Source organism: Paenibacillus sp. FSL E2-8871 (assembly GCF_038000345.1).
In the GTDB taxonomy this organism is placed as follows: domain Bacteria; phylum Bacillota; class Bacilli; order Paenibacillales; family Paenibacillaceae; genus Paenibacillus_AQ.
Genome location: NZ_JBBOBV010000001.1, coordinates 868021 through 886245, shown reverse-complemented (window position 1 = coordinate 886245; position 18225 = coordinate 868021). Strand labels below are relative to the sequence as shown.

General features: G+C 39.8%; 17 protein-coding genes, 1 pseudogene and 1 riboswitch. Of the genes and pseudogenes, 2 read left to right on the top strand and 16 right to left on the bottom strand.

Going from position 1 to position 18225, the window contains the following annotated elements:
• Positions 1-870 precede the first annotated feature (870 nt).
• From NYE25_RS31245 to NYE25_RS04170, 11 genes and pseudogenes are all read right to left on the bottom strand, one after another.
• Complete coding sequence (locus NYE25_RS31245) at positions 871-978, bottom strand: HNH endonuclease (protein ID WP_445254203.1); 108 nt, start codon at positions 976-978, stop codon at positions 871-873.
• A gap of 466 nt (positions 979-1444) precedes the next feature.
• Positions 1445-2006, bottom strand: a pseudogene (locus NYE25_RS04215) (MFS transporter); the annotation flags it as partial.
• Positions 2006-3562, bottom strand: a complete 1557-nt coding sequence (locus NYE25_RS04210) for an ABC-F family ATP-binding cassette domain-containing protein (protein WP_341145190.1) — start codon at positions 3560-3562, stop codon at positions 2006-2008. The pseudogene NYE25_RS04215 and the gene NYE25_RS04210, both read right to left, overlap by 1 nt.
• Before the next feature lie 446 nt (positions 3563-4008).
• A complete protein-coding gene (locus NYE25_RS04205; protein WP_341145189.1) occupies positions 4009-5319 on the bottom strand; it encodes a voltage-gated chloride channel family protein in 1311 nt (436 codons plus the stop codon).
• Between the two features lie 68 nt (positions 5320-5387).
• Positions 5388-5449: riboswitch (Fluoride riboswitch) on the bottom strand.
• 7 nt (positions 5450-5456) lie between these two features.
• Entirely contained in the window at positions 5457-6176 is a 720-nt protein-coding gene (locus NYE25_RS04200; protein WP_341145188.1) for a YebC/PmpR family DNA-binding transcriptional regulator, read from the bottom strand.
• A 168-nt stretch (positions 6177-6344) separates the two neighbouring features.
• The gene (locus NYE25_RS04195; protein WP_341145187.1) at positions 6345-7454 is read right to left on the bottom strand and encodes a 5-methyltetrahydropteroyltriglutamate--homocysteine S-methyltransferase; all 1110 of its coding nucleotides are present in this window, start codon (positions 7452-7454) and stop codon (positions 6345-6347) included.
• 16 nt (positions 7455-7470) lie between these two features.
• Complete coding sequence (locus NYE25_RS04190) at positions 7471-8403, bottom strand: LysR family transcriptional regulator (RefSeq protein WP_042187960.1); 933 nt, start codon at positions 8401-8403, stop codon at positions 7471-7473.
• Between the two features lie 122 nt (positions 8404-8525).
• On the bottom strand, positions 8526-9641 hold the full coding sequence (locus tag NYE25_RS04185; RefSeq protein ID WP_341145186.1) for a phosphodiester glycosidase family protein: 1116 nt from the start codon (positions 9639-9641) through the stop codon (positions 8526-8528).
• 178 nt (positions 9642-9819) lie between these two features.
• Positions 9820-10518: a hypothetical protein gene (locus tag NYE25_RS04180; RefSeq protein WP_341054641.1), complete on the bottom strand. Its 699-nt coding sequence runs from the start codon at positions 10516-10518 to the stop codon at positions 9820-9822.
• Positions 10519-10527: 9 nt separating this feature from the next.
• On the bottom strand, positions 10528-11214 hold the full coding sequence (locus tag NYE25_RS04175; protein ID WP_341145185.1) for a hypothetical protein: 687 nt from the start codon (positions 11212-11214) through the stop codon (positions 10528-10530).
• The gene (locus NYE25_RS04170; RefSeq protein WP_341145184.1) at positions 11207-12151 is read right to left on the bottom strand and encodes an ABC transporter ATP-binding protein; all 945 of its coding nucleotides are present in this window, start codon (positions 12149-12151) and stop codon (positions 11207-11209) included. The genes NYE25_RS04175 and NYE25_RS04170 overlap by 8 nt, the downstream gene beginning before the upstream one ends.
• A 186-nt stretch (positions 12152-12337) precedes the next feature.
• Here NYE25_RS04170 and NYE25_RS04165 point away from each other — a divergent pair, with 186 nt between their 5' ends.
• Positions 12338-12559 (top strand): helix-turn-helix transcriptional regulator, encoded by a 222-nt coding sequence (locus tag NYE25_RS04165; protein WP_341145183.1) that lies wholly within the window; start codon positions 12338-12340, stop codon positions 12557-12559.
• Positions 12540-12986, top strand: a complete 447-nt coding sequence (locus NYE25_RS04160; protein ID WP_341145182.1) for a hypothetical protein — start codon at positions 12540-12542, stop codon at positions 12984-12986. Before NYE25_RS04165 ends, NYE25_RS04160 begins: the two co-directional genes overlap by 20 nt.
• 102 nt (positions 12987-13088) lie before the next feature.
• On the opposite strand, the gene NYE25_RS04155 is transcribed toward NYE25_RS04160, so the two are convergent.
• The 5 genes from NYE25_RS04155 to NYE25_RS04135 all read right to left on the bottom strand — a co-directional run bounded on the left by NYE25_RS04155 (position 13089) and on the right by NYE25_RS04135 (position 17984).
• A complete protein-coding gene (locus NYE25_RS04155) occupies positions 13089-14630 on the bottom strand; it encodes a TPM domain-containing protein (RefSeq protein WP_341145181.1) in 1542 nt (513 codons plus the stop codon).
• A gap of 126 nt (positions 14631-14756) precedes the next feature.
• Entirely contained in the window at positions 14757-15269 is a 513-nt protein-coding gene (locus tag NYE25_RS04150; protein WP_341145180.1) for a hypothetical protein, read from the bottom strand.
• Between the two features lie 70 nt (positions 15270-15339).
• On the bottom strand, positions 15340-15702 hold the full coding sequence (locus tag NYE25_RS04145) for an acylphosphatase (protein ID WP_341145179.1): 363 nt from the start codon (positions 15700-15702) through the stop codon (positions 15340-15342).
• A gap of 247 nt (positions 15703-15949) precedes the next feature.
• Positions 15950-16888 (bottom strand): cysteine synthase A, encoded by a 939-nt coding sequence (gene cysK / locus NYE25_RS04140; protein ID WP_341145178.1) that lies wholly within the window; start codon positions 16886-16888, stop codon positions 15950-15952.
• Between the two features lie 70 nt (positions 16889-16958).
• Complete coding sequence (locus NYE25_RS04135; protein WP_341145177.1) at positions 16959-17984, bottom strand: LacI family DNA-binding transcriptional regulator; 1026 nt, start codon at positions 17982-17984, stop codon at positions 16959-16961.
• Between the last annotated feature and the right edge of the window lie 241 nt (positions 17985-18225).

Here is an 18225-nt window from a genome sequence, read left to right as displayed (position 1 = left end):
ATTTTCGAACATAAATGGTTAATAATACCTATAAAGCGTAATCTATAGGATTTAATTCGTGAACCAGGGAAATGATTTTGATTCATAATTATTAGATGTTCGATAATTTGATTTTCGATTACTCCTTTTTTTAAAAATGTTGAGTGTACAAATATAGCTAAAATTTGCTATTTTTCTTGAATCTTGCAATCGTTATATTACAGGATACAAAGTTTTTATTACCTTACCGGGTAAACCTCATCTTCATAGATTGGACAGCAACTGCCGTAACGAGCGTTAAAATTATTAATATGAACGACAATACTATTAGATTCATACAACTCGTTAAGAACAGTTGAGATCTGAAAGCTACCATTTCATTTGCATTCATTTACTGCGGTTGATACGGCTTAAGCCCACAATTATGAAAAGGTGAAAGAGCATACTTCGCTTCGATAGGGTATACCGAGTTAATAGCTAATAAATGACTTCTCCTGCTTTTTTAAGATCTACAACGACTTGACCTGAATACCCACTTTCCAAATTGTCTAAGACTTCTTCTGGAGTCCGTTCTTCCTCCGTCTTATCCACTGGAATAAACACTCCTTCAATACCGGCATCGATGTGGATCAAATCGACGGTTTTATTGAAGTACTCATTCATGATGTTTCGTGATTATTCGTAGGGTAAGCCCCAAGCGCCTTGTACACACTAATGTACAGGTTTCTCTAGCCTCCCCTTGAAACCGGACTTGAAGCTTTCACCTCATCCGACTCTTCAGATGGTAACATCCTACATATTGCCCAAGTGTTACTTTGTACAAGTTCACGTGGCAGTTCAGTTCCTAGATAAAGCAAGAGTCTTAAGCTTTCTAACGATCATTACCTTTTCTCAAAGTCCCTTACCTTTCAGATCCTTTAACTTAAGTATATGGTGCATTTCCAGTTCAACACGGGATGCTCTACACCACTGGCAAGTATCTGCAGCTAAACTCGCCATAATACTACCTCTTCCAGTATAGACAAGCTTATTCGGTACCAGATCTACGTTCACGTCGGAGAATGTCTTTTCCTATCTTTGAAAAGATCCGTTGAAAAGCTTCTTGATGACTAATTCTCCTTTGCTTTTCTTATAGGTAACTGCAAGAGAGCCATTGATCCTACTATTGGCGAATCTTACTTGTCGAGGTCCTCTATTTATTGGCAAGTTGATAGTAGTTATAGAAGTCTCAGACAGTTGCATTATATTTTCTTATATTTCCGAGTTCATCCAAGTTAATCAGGGTTTGTTATGTCTAGCTTTCCAACGGCCATCAATTCCAATTAACATGTACCCGTTGTTGAGAAGAAAATCTCTTACTCTATCGTGAGGCATTCGCAGTACATTCCCATTGAGTTATTTTACTAAGCCTCTCTTTGTAGGAATGGATGCGTCGCTTCGCGCTATTTCAATCTCATAACCAAGGAACCCACATCATACCGATCCCTATGATTGCAGTGATCACATCGATAAAAAGGCAGTTTCTATGGTGTAATCGACAGAATCACGCCACCAGCTGCTGGAGCTAGAAACATCATCAAAAATGAAATACTACTGTTTACTCCGTTTCCCTTCATTAGTTGATCTTTTGGAACAATTTGAGGTATAAGTGCTTTCACAGCAGGAACCTGTATGCCCGTACTTGCTGCTCGGATCAGCAAAACTAAATATAGCAACCAAATATTGTGATAACCCAACAAAAACATCACATCCAGAATAAGTGTAGCGATCGCAATCATACCTTCTGCTAGCATGATCATTTTTTTACGAATATAGCGGTCGATCCATACCCCAGCAAACAGCGAGATGGCCATCTGCGGGAGAAATCCACAGACGGTTGATATCGTCATCATCACCCCTGAGGTAGTTGTTAGAGTGATATACCAAATAATCGCATATTGAACAAGCGAAGATCCAAATAAAGATATGGTTTGAGCCGTTAGAAATAGGGTTGTTTTTCTTTTCCAATGATCATTCTTGGTTTGCATTAGTACTTAACTCCTTTATTGCTGGTTTCATCTCCTATGTTGAGCACACGATCAACCCATCCCTTATAAAATTGTTCTTCATGAGAAACAAGAATCACAGTTCCACCAAATTGGATTAGTGCTTTCTGTAAAGCATCTTTCGTTTCAGCATCTAAGTGATTGGTCGGCTCATCCATGATTAGGAAGTTGTATTCTGAAAGCAGTAATAGGCACAGCTTAACTTTAGATTGCTCCCCGCCGCTGAGTGTACGTATTGACTGTGTTACAAGGTTATCTTTAACAACACACTGCGCTAAATAGCGACGTATTTCCTTTACTGTCAGTTTGGGATCATAAGCTGAAATCACCTGAATAGGTGTCATTGTATCGTCTTCCCAATTTAAATCTTGCTCGAAATAACCCACTTTAACTTGTTCTGCGAACTGAAACCTGCCGGTAATCCCTTGGATCTCTCCAACCAATGTCTTTAGCAATGTTGATTTCCCGATTCCGTTGAACCCTGTAATCACGAGCTTTTGTCCACCGCGAATGGAGAAATTCAATTTAGGCAACAAAGGCTTATCGTAACCTACAACTAAGTGATCCACTTTAAGGACTACTTGTGACATGCACGGATGCTCCTTAAAGCGAATAGACGCTTTGGAGACAAATGTCGGAACAGCGATTCGTTCCATTCTATCCAGCTGTTTTTGGCGACCACGGGCAATTTTGGAATTTACACCTGCACCGTTTTTTCGAATGAATTGCTCAGTGGTTTCGATTTTTTTCTGCTGTGCATGATATTGCCGGATATGACTCTCTCGTAAATGTTCCTTCTGCTTCACAAAATCCGAGTATTTCCCGTGGTATTTTTTAATCGTTTCGCCCTCAATATCGCAAATACTAGTGGATATTTTATCGAGAAAAGCATAGTTGTGAGACACTACAATGAACGCTTGATTGAATGCAATCAGATACTCAGCGAGCCAGTTAACATGTTCCTTATCCAGATAATTGGTTGGTTCATCGAGTAATAACACATCAGGTTGTTCAAGTAAAAGCTTGGCCAGAATGACTTTCGTCCGTTGCCCCCCGCTTAACTGCTCGATGGGACGGTCGATTCCAATCGCGTTGATTCCTAGACCGGTAACCATCTTACTGATGTTGCTCTCCATCGAATAATAGTCTAGCGCTTCTAATCGTTCCTGGTAGTCTGCTGCCTTTTGTAATAACGTTTCGTTGCCAGTAACAGCGCACTCTTCATAGAGCTCATTTATTTTTCGTTCTAGTTCATATAATTCTGAGAAAGCCTGTCTTAAATAATTATGAACCGTACGGTTTCCATCCATGACAGCATATTGATCGAGATGACCGATTGTAATATTGGGCTGCCACTTTATCATTCCATCATCCGGGATCACTTCGCCTGTCAAAATGCTAATAAACGTACTTTTCCCCGTTCCATTCTGGCCAACCACTCCTACATGCTCTCCCTTGTACAATTCCATAGAAACATTCTTGTATAGAACCTTATCGCCAAAAGCATGTGATAAATTAGAAACCTCAAGTAAACTCATTTCCTATTCCTCTTTTCTAAAATTAATTAAGAACGCAAAAAAAGCAGAAGACACTGCACCCTTAGGTGCAAGCCTTCTGCTTGTCAGTACACGAATGAACGGCACAAACATATAAATGTCAGTGTAGAAACTGAGCAATATAACACAAAAGGCTGTAGACGAAAATTGTCTACAGCCTCTTAATCATTAGCATCGGAAGATGGCGCAATCAAATAAGCATGAATAATCACACTAAAATGAGCTAGCTATCTTTCGATGATATAAAAAGCGATTCGCTTTTCGATTAAGCTCCGGACAACGTTTCATCGTTTGTATCCGATTGTTCGGAGCAGCCTCTGGTATATAACTTTACAGTTTCTACATGAATCATGTTAAACCATCCCTTCGTTTGGCTACATTTTAAATCGTGTACCCGCACTTGTCAACCAGCTATCCGTGAGGTGCTGTTATTTTTTGTTGGTGCGTTTGACCGTACCGATCCTAGTCCCTTGAGGAATTGAAATGAACTGGCTCTTCGATACACCAATAAGCTGTGAAGTATAAATACTACTATGTCCGGAGAATAAATAACTCACCACACAAGCGATGAACATGTATACAGCACCCTCTGAACCAAATAGCTCAATCCCCATTAAAAAGCAAGCGATAGGCGTACTGGTAGCTCCACAGAAGACAGCAATGAATCCGAGAGCAGCCAGAAACGGTCCATATACATGTAAAATTCCAGCCAAAGCATTGCCTAATGTGGCTCCAATCGCAAATAGCGGAGTAACCTCACCACCCTGAAATCCTGTACCTAAGGTAAAGGCGGTAAAGATCAGCTTCCATAAAAAAGCGAAAGGAGAGACATCTCCCTCAAAAGAATCCTTGATTAATGGAATTCCGAGGCCTAAGTAATCACGGGACCCTACAAGGAATACTAACGCTATGATAATCAAACCACCCACTGCACCTTTTATCATAGGATTGCTTATCATGGCGGTGAAGGTTTTTTTCAGAAAATGAGTCAGTTCACTGAAAAGCATACTCACGAGACCAAAAATTACAGAGGCCAATACCACTTTTAGAATAATCATTAAACTTAAGGCTGGAAATTCATTCACGACATAGTGAGTATGATGAACGCCCCACAATCGAGTGGTGACCAGATCACCAACAAAGCTAGCCACAAAACATGGAAGTAATGCCTGTTGGCTAATAAGTCCAATGGTTACTACCTCTAAACCAAATAAGGTTCCAGCCAGCGGTGTTCCGAAAATAGAACCAAAGCCTCCGCTAATCCCGCACATTAACAGTATTTTGCGATCTAACGGGCTGATTTTGATTAATTTCCCAAACCACTCCGCGAGGCTTCCTCCCATTTGTACAGCTGTTCCCTCCCGTCCGGCAGATCCACCAAACAAGTGAGTGACCAGTGTTCCTAACAATACTAAGGGTGCCATGCGTAATGGAATGGTCTCTGTACCATCCTGAATTTGTTCTATAATAAGGTTATTTCCTTTAGCGCTATTTTTTCCGTAATGCATATATAAGAAACTAACAAGTACTCCCCCAAGAGGTAGCAAATATAGTAGCCATGGATGCTCTAAACGTACATCTGTTACATAGTCCAAGCTTTTCAGAAAGAAAGCCGAGGCAGTTCCCGATAAGAGTCCAACCACACTTCCGAGTACAATCCATTTGATAAATGTACTCCATAGTGCAAAATGACTTCTTTTCTTAGCGAATTCATACCATCGTGCAGACCATTGATTCATAACAGCAACTCCCAAAGTCAGTATAAATTAGTCTCTGGCAACAAAACAGACTCCTACCAGTGAAGCTTACTCTGGTAGGAGTCATTAGTCTGAAGAGACGGTTGTGGCGAACTCCATCGCCTTGTTATATGTTATTCTTAGTCCTCAGAATCTACGTTATGATACACTTGTTGAACATCTTCTAAATCTTCTAAGGCATCAATCAATTTTTCGAATTGAGCTTGTGCATCTTCAGGAAGTGTTACATAGTTCTGTGGAAGCATGTTCAGCTCAGCAACCGTAAATTCATTGATTCCTGCATTCCTGAACACTTCTTGTACGGCATGGAACTGATCAGGTTCAGCATACACGATAACCGCTTCATCCTCTTCCAGTACATCACGTACATCTAGTTCTGCATCGAACATCATCTCAATCACTTCATCGGCAGTTTTACCTTCTACACCGATAACAGCCGTTGAGTCAAACATGTAGGCTACAGATCCGCTGACACCCATATTCCCGCCATTCTTACTGAATGTAGAACGGATCAAAGGCGCTGTACGGTTAACGTTATTCGTAAGTGCATCGACGATGATCATCGAACCGTTAGGTCCAAATCCTTCGTAACGAAGCTCTTCATAATTCTCATCACCGCTGCCTTTGGCTTTATCCATTGCGCGGTCAATAATGGCTTTTGGTACATTGTAAGTTTTTGCACGTTCTAATACAACCTTCAAGGCCCGGTTTGCTTCTGGATCGGGTTCACCTTTCTTGGCTGCTACATAAATCTCAACACCAAACTTTGCATAGACGCGACTTGTGTTGGCGTCTTTGGAGGCTTTCTTTTCCTTAATATTATTCCACTTACGACCCATATTGTTCCCGCTCTCTTTCAACATGAATTAAAAACAATTGTTACTTATTATACCCTTGATTAATAGCTCTAGTAAAGTGCGCTGGTAGGTTAATCCTCTAAGCTGTCACAATACACGCATAAAAAAGGCCCCTGAATCAAACAGGAGCCTTCTAAAAACTTATTTTATTTATACCCAAACCTCTTGGGCTGTTTCAATTACGAGACGTATTTTATCCCACTGCTCTTCTTCGGTTAGGATATTTCCTTCCTCGGTGGAAGCAAATCCACATTGAGTACTTAAGCAAAGCTTCTCAATATCTACATATTGCGCCGCTTCTTCAATACGCGCTTTGAGCTGCTCTTTGCTCTCAAGACCACCATGTTTCGTAGTTACTAATCCCAATACCACAAATTGATCTTTAATAAAACGTAAGGGCTCAAAATCGCCCGCCCGCTCATTATCATACTCCAAGAAAAAAGCATCCACTTTACTATTCGAAAAAAGCTCTTCGGCCACAGGCTCATAACCACCAGCTGCGAACCATGTGGAGCGGAAATTACCTCGGCATACGTGAAGCGCGATCGTCATATCATCTGGACGATTGGCAATGCTCTCGTTAATCAGCCTAACGTAATCCTTAGCCAACTGATCTGGGTCTGTACCTCTGCTTCGTAAATGCGCCCGATGTCTACCACTACACAGCGTCCCCCAAGTTGTATCGTCTAACTGGAGGTAACGGCAGCCTGCATCATAGAACGCTTGGATTGCAGTTCGGTAAACAGCAATAATATCTTGGAATAGGGTTTCTTGATCCGGGTAAACTTCATTCCCGTTAAAATCCTCCACAAAGTGAAATAAAGCGGGTGAAGGGATCGTCATTTTCGGAATTCGGTCTCCGGCCATTTGTTTCAAAGCGATAAATTGGTCGATCATTGGATGATCTTCAAAGGCAATCCGGTCCACGATTCGAAAAGATTCCGCGCGCTGAGCCGCTTCCGCTCTTCCTTGATTTAAGTTAATCTTCTCAGTTCCTTTAATCCCTACAAAGAAATCGAGATGCCACCAGGAACGGCGAAATTCCCCGTCTGTGACCGCCAATAAACCCAATTCTTTTTGCAGTTCCAGTAGTTTGGCGATTTCAATATTCTCTATTTCATGAAGCAGACTGCCCGTGATTTCACCATTATCAAATTGGAGGCGGGCTGCTTTTATCTCATCCGTTCGTAAGAAGCTGCCAACGATATCGTAGCGAAAGGGTGGAGCATTTCTCTGGGTGCCAATTACGGGTCTAATCATACCGATCCTCCTACTGCTATAGTAAAAAATGATTTAGATCAAAATAACTTCCTGAAACCAGGTCATTCAAAATCTCGATATACTTAGATGCCATTACACTCGGTCTGCGATCTTTATGCGCTATCCAGCCAACCGTAAATACTTCATTGCTCTCAAAAGGAATCGTCTTCAGTCCATCACCATTTAGATCAGACGCCAGAATTCCTGTGCCTACCGTATAGCAATCCGTGCCCATTAATAAATTGGTCAGTGTCGCTCGGTCATTCACCTTAATATTCTTCTCAATTTGTGAAAAGCTTAACATTTCCTCTGAGAAGTGCAGTGAATTGTTCTCCCCCTGTTCAAAAGTGATATAAGGGAACGGCACAATATCATCCTGTGTAATGACGTCCTTATGAGCCAGCGGGTGTCCGGTTCGAACATAAAGATGCGGATCGGTATTAAAAAGTGGTGTGAATTTCAGATTGCCATCACTAAACAGTTTATTCATATGCTTATAGTTACTCTCGTTAATATAAAGAATTCCTAAATCACTGCGCAAGGTACGTACATCTTCGATAATCTCGTAGGTTTGCGTCTCTCTCAAGCTAAAGTTGTATTCTGAGACATCATTGTGCTTCATGAGATTTACAAAGGCGTCAACCACAAAGGCGTAGTGCTGCGTAGAGATGGAAAAATAGATCGGACTACGCTTTTTCCCCGTATAACGATTCTCCATAAGCTCCGTCTGTTCAATAATTTGGCGGGCATAACCCAAGAATTCCATTCCCTCAACGGAAATACTGATTCCACGGTTGGTTCGCTCAAAAATCGTAATCCCCAGCTCACTTTCTAACTCTTTAATGGCATTGGACAGGCTCGGTTGAGAAACAAAGAGCTTCTTTGCCGCCTCATTCATGGAGCCACTATTTGCAATTTCGATAGCGTAGCGGAGTTGTTGCAACGTCACTCCTATTCCCCCTGTTCCAGACCTGTTAGTTCTGTATTCTGTTTCATGCTAGGTGATATCGTAGCATATTTTCACATGGCAATCCAAGATAATCCTTATCTTATTTACGTATTAAGAGTGCTTTAGCGTGTACGCTTCTTAGCAGCATCAATTTTGGAGGGGTCAAGTCCCTTCCAAATATTCGGCATATCGACTTGCTCAGGGTGCTCAAATACAAGAAAAGCCGTAGGTAAATATCGTTCCCCATATTGAGAAGATGGCTTGTTCATAATCTCGTTGTCTTTTACCAGTACGGTAGAAGAACCCCCATCCAAATTGGCAGCAATCACTGCTCCATGCTTAAGAAGGATTTGCTGCACATCGTATAGATTTGCCCCAATACTATAAGTAGGTTGTCTTCCATCAATAATAACAAATATAATCGCTCCGTCAGCTCGCTGGCCCATCGCTGTTCTTGGTGCAATTCCCCAACCTTCAGCCGCGTTCTTAATCAATCCTTTTCCATTGACGATTAAACGAGGGCTAAAAGTTACTGCCTCCTGAACACCCATTTTACTAATCTCGTCTAAAGTATAATTTCCAGCAACCATCTTCCCTTGTTTATCAAGACCTACGATTTGCGTGGATTTCTTGCCACCGAGACCGTTGTAATATAACTTACCTTGTGAGATCACAATACCGATAGGTTTAAATCCGTTACCTTTCCAGTTGGGGTCAGCGAATCCACCACCGTTAACTCCAGCGATAGCACCTGTGCGCTTCACCATACTAGTTACTTTCTCACCTGACCCTATTTTATCCGGAATTCCCAAACGGACTTTAGTAGGATCATTAACGATCATGACATATCCTGAATATCCAGTACCTGAGACATTTTCTATCTCGACCAGTGGTTTCTCTTTTACTTCAGGTTCAGGAGTGATGGTATGTGTATCCTTTTCGACCCCCATCTCTTCAAATTGGGCGCTATATTCAGTCACTCTGTTCTTTAATCCGTCCTCACCAATAATATATTTAGCCATGTAGCGGTGCTGTGTTGTAATCAGTGTATCAGCGATTGAATAGCGGAGATTTTTAGCCGAAGGTGCAAAGTAAAACCAACCGCCCCCAGCAATCAACAAAATTAAACAGAATAAAAACACTTTGGATAGTGTTCGGAAAAAGCTCCGTTTCTTACGTTTTTTTGTTGGCTTCTTTTTGCGTACGGTGGAACGTTGAGGTAATGATGAAGTGCTCACTTCTTTTTCCTCCCTGACTATTTCGGAATTTGAAAATAAATGTCTAACTTTATCATAGACGATAAATTCCATAAAAAGTTTCTGTTAAGGAAATTACTAGTTATAAGTAGTTTCTAAGCATACACAAAAATATCGCCGTACGATTCTCATCATACGGCGATTGTTTGTTAGTTTTCCTTTATAATTTCGCCATTATTTGCGGTCTCTTTATTCGCTTCAACACATAATAAATCAAGAATAGATTTATTCCTAGCAAAATAATCATAATCCCTGCTGACCATTCTAATGGATGCTTTACACCAAATGTAACCAGTAAAGAAGGTACCATCGTCAAGAAGCTTAGTGCTGAAGCAATATGTAATCCTTGTCGCGGCTTTTGCATTACCATGGATAATATTCCAGTTATAAAGATCATGAATATGCAAATCAGAAGATTATCAAAGATTAATATACTTTGTGCTGTTGAGAACCAAATGAGGCTGGTTTCATGCATGAAAACATATTGGATGAAGTTTGCGCTCAGCCAAGTAAACAATGACGATACTACTAGCATTACTAGTGAAATCAGGATTGCAATCATACTCTTCCCAATGAACATTGACTCTGTTCGTATTGGCGTTGACAATAAAGATTCAAAGGTCTTATATACTTTTTCTCCTCCAATCGAATATGAGATCATATTTACTGTTATTCGAGGCACACCTAGAGCCATAATGATGATTGGATAATAAAAGTTCAATTTGCCAAAATAAATATAGGCTAGCATCGTAAAGATGGCTGGTGCAACGATTAAGAAAAGCATGCTAAACCGAAATCGCTTTAAAGCTACGAAATATTTCCATTCATGATGAAGTACACTAGATATTTGTGATTTCATCAGAAACACCTACCTTTTTATATGACTCCGCAAAAAATACGAACGATCCATTTTCTTAACTTTTATAAAGATAAAATAAGAGTTAACCCCCATCAAAACGACTAAAAATACTGCTGATAGTAAATAAGTAGCCACCATCAAATGCTGAGTAAATAAATTAATAAGAATAACAATATAAATGTAGATCGGATAAAAAACTACGGTTAGCTTACTATTCGCCATCTGGATATCAACAGAAGTAGTGGATCTATCTACTCCTATTAAAGTGACGGTTAATAAAATTTGAATAAATAGAATCAACATACCTACCCATTCCCAAAAATTGATTTGAAAATGTTCTTTTGTGAAACTCTTCACTAATAGCATTAGAATAAATATGGATAAATAATAAACTCCACTGTTAACGAAGCAATACATACATTTTCCATAGAATAGGCTTTTGCACTTAATTGGTGAGGATAATAATGTTTCTATCGTTTTCATTTCTTTCTCACCCGCAAAGCTGTTGGCTGTCCATTGCTTTAACAGAATGAGTGGAAATAAGATGGATCCACTCAACAAAACAGTATCGTTCATTCGAAATACAGGAGCAACTATCCCTATGAGAACTACAGCACATAAATGAAAGATCAGAGCGCCTTTATCCTTGAAATACTCTTTTATCTGCATCCTAAAGACGATTTCTATTTCATTCATTTGGTTTCTCACCATTTTCTACCTGCATATACAGCTCTTCGAGGTCAAATTCCTGAGTTTCAATATTCTTCACATCTATCTCTAATGTGGCTAACACTTTAATCAACTTCGAAATCGCAATATTTTCTGTTAGTTCAACGATAATCGTGTTTTGCTGTACCTTGTATTCAATATTTATTTCAAGACTAGACAATGCCGTATGAAGACGTTCCAAATCAGCGGACAAATCTTGGTTGCAGATAATACGGACTTTACTACTGGCTTGCTCTTTCAATGCTGCCATTGTGTTAGTATATACGTTTTTCCCATGTCGCATAATTGTGATCTTATTACAGATTTTTTTTACTTCTTCTAAATTATGTGTGGTCAAAATAATGGTGGTCCCGTACTTCTGTGCTAAATCATGCAGCATTACTCTTAAATGATCGATGCTTACTGGATCTAGTCCATTCGTGGGCTCATCTAATAGAAGGATTTTGGGTTTGTGAAGTAAGGCTCTAGTTAAAGCAACCTTCTTCTTCATCCCTGTAGAAAAGCCCTTAACAGGCAAATGCTTCTTATCTAGGATTTCAAAATCACTCAATAGCTCGTCTATTCGTTTGTCGTAATCACTACGTTTCATACCATATATTTGAGCAAAATAACTTAAGTTATCATATACACTCAAAGGCTCATATAACCCAACGTCTTCTGATAAAACACCACACATTTTACGAACAGTGTCACCCTCTAGATTAGGATTACAACCAAATACTGCTACTTCTCCCTCATCAGGCTCTAAAAGTCCTAATAAGAAACGAAGAGTAGTTGTTTTCCCAGCTCCATTATGTCCCAATAAGGCGTAAACCTCTCCCGCCTGAATGGAAAGGCTCAATCCATTGATAGCATTTACACTCCCGAATGTTTTTTTCACATCTTTCAGTTCAATTTTCCGCATCGCACAATCCTCCTTAAGAAACCCAAAATAAGTATAGCAGACTATACATTAATTGTATAGTTAACTATACTTATTTTTGATTGTGATAAAATTTTTTATTGATATAATAAGAAAGTACAACGTTGTCATTTTTGGTTTTCATCATGAAAGCAATCTTCGATATTAATTATTACACGGGAGCGTGACATGAAAACAAGAATAAGAGAATTGCGAAAAGAGCAAAAAATATCTCAAGAGGAATTAGCAAAAGCGGTTCGTGTCACTCGTTTAACCATTATTTCAATTGAGAATGAAAAATACACAGCTTCTTTAATCCTTGCTTATAAAATAGCTAAGTATTTTGGGTTAATGATTGAGGAAGTATTTGATTTCTCTGAGGTGGAGGAAAATGATGAATCAAAAATATAAAGCGCGGATTCAAAAACGCCTACGTGCCAAAATAGTTATCGCTGTTATTGGTGGACTTGCTGTAATAGGTACCTATATCATTAAATTGCTCAATACCACGGCAGATTTTGCTTCTATTGATGCGTATATCACAGGATTTTTCTTTGGTATTGAAGGCGTCTGTGTAATGAACATAATACAGCTTAGAAAGCTGCTTAAAGACGAGAATGCGCTTGAAGAAATGGTGATCTATGAAGAAGATGAAAGAAATCAAAGTATCAAATTAAAAGGTTACAACTCCACTATAAATTTAATGATTTGGTTGCTTTCATTTGGAAGTATTATCTCATCTTTCTTCAACCAGGTTATCTTTTTCACATTGGCAAGTGTTCTTGTGGTCTTGTTAGTCGTGTCTTCATTATTCAGATGGTTTTATACTAGAAACTGAGCGGGGTACATAAGCTTTTTTCCATTTAAATAGCTGTCTCAGTAGTAGAATTTCTACTTGTGAGACAGCTCCTTTGTACCTCTTATTAACTGCATGATTTATTTAGTGTCTACCCGCTCCACCACCACTGCTGGCGCTACCCCCACCACCTGATGAGCCACCACCGCCGGAATAACCTCCTCCACCGGAAGAGCCACTATCATTGTTAGAGTAGCTGCTGCTGGAAGAGCTGGAGGAGCTGGAAGAATGTCTACCTGCACCTCCGCCTCTACTCGAGCCTCCGCCCCCACGATTCTCGTTGCTTGAGGAATATCGTCCTGCTCCGCCACCTCTAGTAGATCCGCCTCCACCACTGTTTCCCCAGAAGCTTGACTGTGAGTTATTGGATGGTGTGTTTCTATGATGATGGTGGTGATTATGATGGTGATTATTATAACGTCTGTGCCAACGTCTACCATAACCGTAATCCGCTTGACCGTACCAATTCCCATACCGACGAATATTTCTTGGGCTATACGGATTAAATGGCAAACCGTACATTTCAATATATTTATTGCGTCGTGAAAGACCATATCCGAACAGTATGAGCGGAGCAAATATCAACAAGTAAATTAGAAGGCCTTTTCCTACACTAACACTAGTCTCATTTGCTGAAGTGGTTGTTGAGGAAGAATTGGCGGCTGTAGTGCCTCCACTATTTCCCGTCGCTCCAACGGATTGATCCGCTCTAGCCAATAAGAAGCTGTACAAAGCATTAGAAGTTGCCGTAGCTCCCGTTCCGTAATCTTTTTTCACAAATTGGGGCTCAAGTACAGTATCCAAAATATTGCTGATTGCATCATTAGTTAGAACCTTGTCGATGTCCTTCCCTTGCAGAACATGATAGTTGTCTCCACCTATGTCTAGCACGAGCATAACATCCTTAGGGCCAGCAGCAACGGAGGCAAACTTCATGTAGGTATAATCCTGAAGTGTTTTATCTCCTGCGTTCTTTACAGTAACCACATAAATTCCGCTGCCAGTTGTAGTTTTATATCTGTTGCTAGATTCGTTCAAATAATCCTTTGTTACTTTTTTGAGTACACCGGCATTATCGGATACATAGTTTTTGGTGCCGACATTTTCCACCCAGGTCCCACCCATGGCTTGAATAAAAGCGCCATAAGTTTTACGTGCACCGTTACTATAAGTTTTAGCTGCAAAATCCGGCTCAAGATATTGAGAGAGAATATCTTTGATCTTACTGTTAGGCAACGTGTCCTCAATACCCTTACCTTGTACCGCCCAGTAGTCATCATCTTTTATAGAAAGCAGTAGCAAAAGCCCGTTATTCTTATCCGCAGAGCCTACGCCCCAGCTATTGAATAGCGAAGTTGCATACTCTTCCATCGAAACTCCATTTGTAGAATCGACTGTCACCACTACGACTTGAGCACCCGTATCCTGATGTAATCGAATCCCATAGTTCACCATGTAATTCTCAGCTTTCTCGTCGATCACATTCGCAAAATCATTCACATAAAATGACCCAGTATGCTTAGGTACAGCTGTCTTAGCTGAAGTTAAAACCGGAAGAAGCAAAACACTTAACATCAGGGTGGCAAGTGTGGTAAGAAGCATTTTTCTAAAAATTCTGTAGTTCATATGTACCTCCTGCTCTATCATAATCTCTTTTATTTATCGGTTACGCTCAGTTTACACAATAGTTCCATTTTGTTCTATTCAATAAACCACACATCCAGATGTTACATAAAGCCCCGGCCGCCAAATTCACATAAAGAAATTAGCACTTTCAGGTTTAGATATAGCTATAATAATGAAAATAATAATAAATAGGTTAATCAATATGCTTATGAAAAACTCTGATAATTTATTTTGATCTCTACGAAAAACTAATCGATTTAACTGAAACCCTAATGATATTCCCTCACCAATTAAATTAATAGGCAATAATATTAAAGGATAAAGGGCTATTACATAGAGTAATTCCCAAAGCAGCGCCCCAACAATAAATAAGAGAATTACAAGACCAATATGTATCAACGGCCACATTAAAATGATTGTACTGAACACGGATGTCCCTTCAATTAAAAATCCAAGCATTATTCCAACACTAATCAATAAACAAAGAAAACTCAAAGAGGACCCAAAGGGTACAGCCGCGTGGCTGAATACCTTTCCATCGAATTGATCAATAATATCAATACCATATGTAAAGCAAGCGATTGTTAAAATGATCAGAAGAATGAACTGAGAAACTTTAATCCCAATTAATCTATTCATGTTTTTCTCCTCTATCTTCCTAATCTAGCGCAATATAATCTACTTCAGAATTCTACTAATCCATATGTACTTATTTTACTATCGTGAAATCTTTCTCACTCTCATGATTAGGCAGATCATTCATAGTTACTTTCTTTACAGATGCCCGTTTCAATGATTGCATGCAATGAACTAAAAAAGAGATTTGCTGCTCTTCTCCTTGTACTTCTACCTCTACACTTCCGTCTTTTAAATTTTTAACCGTACCCGTTAATCTCATTCTTTCAGCAATCGTATATATTTCCAAGCGGAATCCTACGTTTTGAACTCTACCTGAGAAAATCACTTTCTTTCTAACGACAGGACTTGAAGGAAAATCCAGTAACTGAATACGATTTGCATGCCAAATCACATAATTATTTCTAACTTTTTTAAACACATTCACACGTTTCATACTCCTTTTTTAGAACTACTACGATTTATGCTATATTGTACCATAGCCGTTGGTAAAATAAGGGGCTGAGTTGATCACTCTTTAGTTACTAAATGCACAAAAAGACTCAGCATTCCGCTGAGCCTCCTTGTTGGTATTAACCTCAGTGTTAGAAATTTAAATACTCCGGATCTGCACTCATCCGATGGGTTTGATTCAATTCGTTAATTCTAGCCACTTCTTCTGTATTATCTTAGGTCAAACCAATCTATTCGTTAAAATCAAACAGAGTAGTTGTTAAATAACGTTCACCAGTATCCGGCAAAATCACCACAATCGTCTTCCCTTTATTTTCTGGACGTTTAGCAATTTGTGTAGCTGTATATACCGCGGCGCCAGACGAGATCCCTACAAGTAATCCCTCGGTCTTGGCAATTTCACGCGCTACATTAAATGCGTCTTTATTCTTCACCTGAAAAATCTCATCAACAACCTCTTTATTGTAAATATCCGGAATGAAGTTAGCCCCAATTCCTTGAATTCCATGCGCACTAGGCCGGCCACCAGATAATACTGGTGAATCAAACGGTTCAATAGCAACGATTTGTACCAAAGGGTTCTTAGCCTTCAAAGCTTCCCCAACCCCTGATATGGTGCCTCCAGAACCAACACCTGCGATAAAAATATCTACATTTCCATCAGTATCTCGCCAAATTTCTTCCGCTGTAATCGTTCTGTGAATTTCCGGGTTAGCTGGGTTGCTGAATTGTTGTGGAATGAATGCATGTGGAATTTCCGCTGCCAATTCCTCCGCCTTTCTCAAAGCACCGCTCATCCCTTCAGCTCCAGGTGTTAATACAAGCTTAGCACCAAGCGCAGCCATCACCTTACGGCGTTCAATACTGAATGTATCCGGAAGAACGATAATCAACGGGTACCCAAGGCTGGTCGCAGCCATTGCAAGGCCAATGCCGGTATTGCCACTTGTTGGCTCAATAATTACAGAATCTTTGTGAATTAAGCCTTTATCCTCAGCATCTTTGATCATCGCATAACCTATACGATCCTTGACGCTACCTCCAGGATTAAAAGACTCTAACTTGGCAAGGATTTTTGCTTCAACGTTCTGAGATTTACTATATTTCGAAATTTCCAATAACGGTGTATTACCAATCAAATCTGTTACGCTTTTATATATATTAGCCATAATAATCTCCTCATTTCATATTCCCCCATCAACTTACTTAGTATTAAGTCTAACAGGATTTAGAGGATTTTCAACCTGTCGTACTACGCTTAACCGAAACACTAGACTCTCGCACAATTAAACGCGGATCAAGCTGTACTCTTTGGTAGTCGCCCGTAATATTATCCTGAATGCGTTGCAACAGAAGCTGAGTAGCCAAACGGGCGACTTCATTTCCCATGATCGAGACCGAACTAATCTGCGGACTTGTAATGGTTGTCCATGCGTTATTATCCACCCCTACCACTGCCACATCCTCAGGAACACGAACGCCTAACTCTTTAAATCGGTTTACGATCCCTATAGCGACCATGTCATTTACAGCATATATTGCATCTGGCATATTGGTCAGGCTATAGAAATAATCCGCGGCTTGTACCCCCGTTTGAAGGGAGAAATCCTCTCCAAAATAAACCAAAGAAATATCCACTTGATTTAACGCCTGCTGATAGGCAAGATAACGATCCTCAATGAGATCTTTTTGAGCACCTGCATAAGCAATTCGAGTTCGACCAATACTCATGAGGTGCTCCATTATAAGCTGACCTTCTAAACGTGACAGACTAACGATATCGGCTTTTACGTTCTCTGTGATGCGCTTCCCGTAGTTAATGATGGAGACAGGGACACTCGATTTATTAATTAGCTCTACCATAGTCTTTGGATAAGCAAGAGGCATGATAATGAGTCCATCTACATGTAGTTTCTTGATCTCACGAATCGTTTCGAGCTCTGTCCGCGGATTTCCGGAAGTATTTATCTGAATGACTCGATAACCGTCCTGTTTAGCGGCTTGCTCTACGGACCAGGCGATATCTGGAATAATGGCATTTCGAATGTCTGGAACGGCCAGAGCAATTTGCTTCGTTTGGCGAATCTTCAGACTTTGTGCAGAGGTATTGGGTGTAAAACCCATCTCCTCAATCACTTGCAGCACCAATGCCTTAGTCTTGGAACTAATTCCCTCCGAATTATTAATCGCTCTTGAAACAGTAGCAATCCCTACTCCCGCTCGTTTCGCTACATCCTCTATGGTTACTTTGTTTTTATTAGCCAAGTTGATAGTCCCCTCATTTTCGGAATCGTTTCCGTAATCATAGCTATTATTAAATCTATCCGTCTCATTCATGCCGCTTTTCCAATGTATCTATTATAACATAGATGTGCTTATAAAAGCACTTACAGCAAACACATTTAATCCATATAAGCTTGATAACACAGCATTTAGGTGAAATTTTTCACTAATTTTCGATATTAATATTTTAGTATTTAAATTTGACAATATGAAAATTATGTGA

Bases quoted from the DNA above. Each gene is read 5' to 3' on its own strand.
- NYE25_RS04175 (WP_341145185.1), bottom strand. From the start codon at position 11,214: ATGAATGAAATAGAAATCGTCTTTAGGATGCAGATAAAAGAGTATTTC.
- NYE25_RS04150 (WP_341145180.1), bottom strand. From the start codon at position 15,269: ATGAATAGATTAATTGGGATTAAAGTTTCTCAGTTCATTCTTCTGATC.
- NYE25_RS04160 (WP_341145182.1), top strand. From the start codon at position 12,540: ATGATGAATCAAAAATATAAAGCGCGGATTCAAAAACGCCTACGTGCC.
- NYE25_RS04195 (WP_341145187.1), bottom strand. From the start codon at position 7,454: ATGATTAGACCCGTAATTGGCACCCAGAGAAATGCTCCACCCTTTCGC.
- NYE25_RS04165 (WP_341145183.1), top strand. From the start codon at position 12,338: ATGAAAACAAGAATAAGAGAATTGCGAAAAGAGCAAAAAATATCTCAA.
- cysK (WP_341145178.1), bottom strand. From the start codon at position 16,888: ATGGCTAATATATATAAAAGCGTAACAGATTTGATTGGTAATACACCG.
- NYE25_RS04200 (WP_341145188.1), bottom strand. From the start codon at position 6,176: ATGGGTCGTAAGTGGAATAATATTAAGGAAAAGAAAGCCTCCAAAGAC.
- NYE25_RS04170 (WP_341145184.1), bottom strand. From the start codon at position 12,151: ATGCGGAAAATTGAACTGAAAGATGTGAAAAAAACATTCGGGAGTGTA.
- NYE25_RS04180 (WP_341054641.1), bottom strand. From the start codon at position 10,518: ATGAAATCACAAATATCTAGTGTACTTCATCATGAATGGAAATATTTC.
- NYE25_RS04210 (WP_341145190.1), bottom strand. From the start codon at position 3,562: ATGAGTTTACTTGAGGTTTCTAATTTATCACATGCTTTTGGCGATAAG.
- NYE25_RS04205 (WP_341145189.1), bottom strand. From the start codon at position 5,319: ATGAATCAATGGTCTGCACGATGGTATGAATTCGCTAAGAAAAGAAGT.
- NYE25_RS31245 (WP_445254203.1), bottom strand. From the start codon at position 978: ATGGCGAGTTTAGCTGCAGATACTTGCCAGTGGTGTAGAGCATCCCGT.
- NYE25_RS04145 (WP_341145179.1), bottom strand. From the start codon at position 15,702: ATGAAACGTGTGAATGTGTTTAAAAAAGTTAGAAATAATTATGTGATT.
- NYE25_RS04155 (WP_341145181.1), bottom strand. From the start codon at position 14,630: ATGAACTACAGAATTTTTAGAAAAATGCTTCTTACCACACTTGCCACC.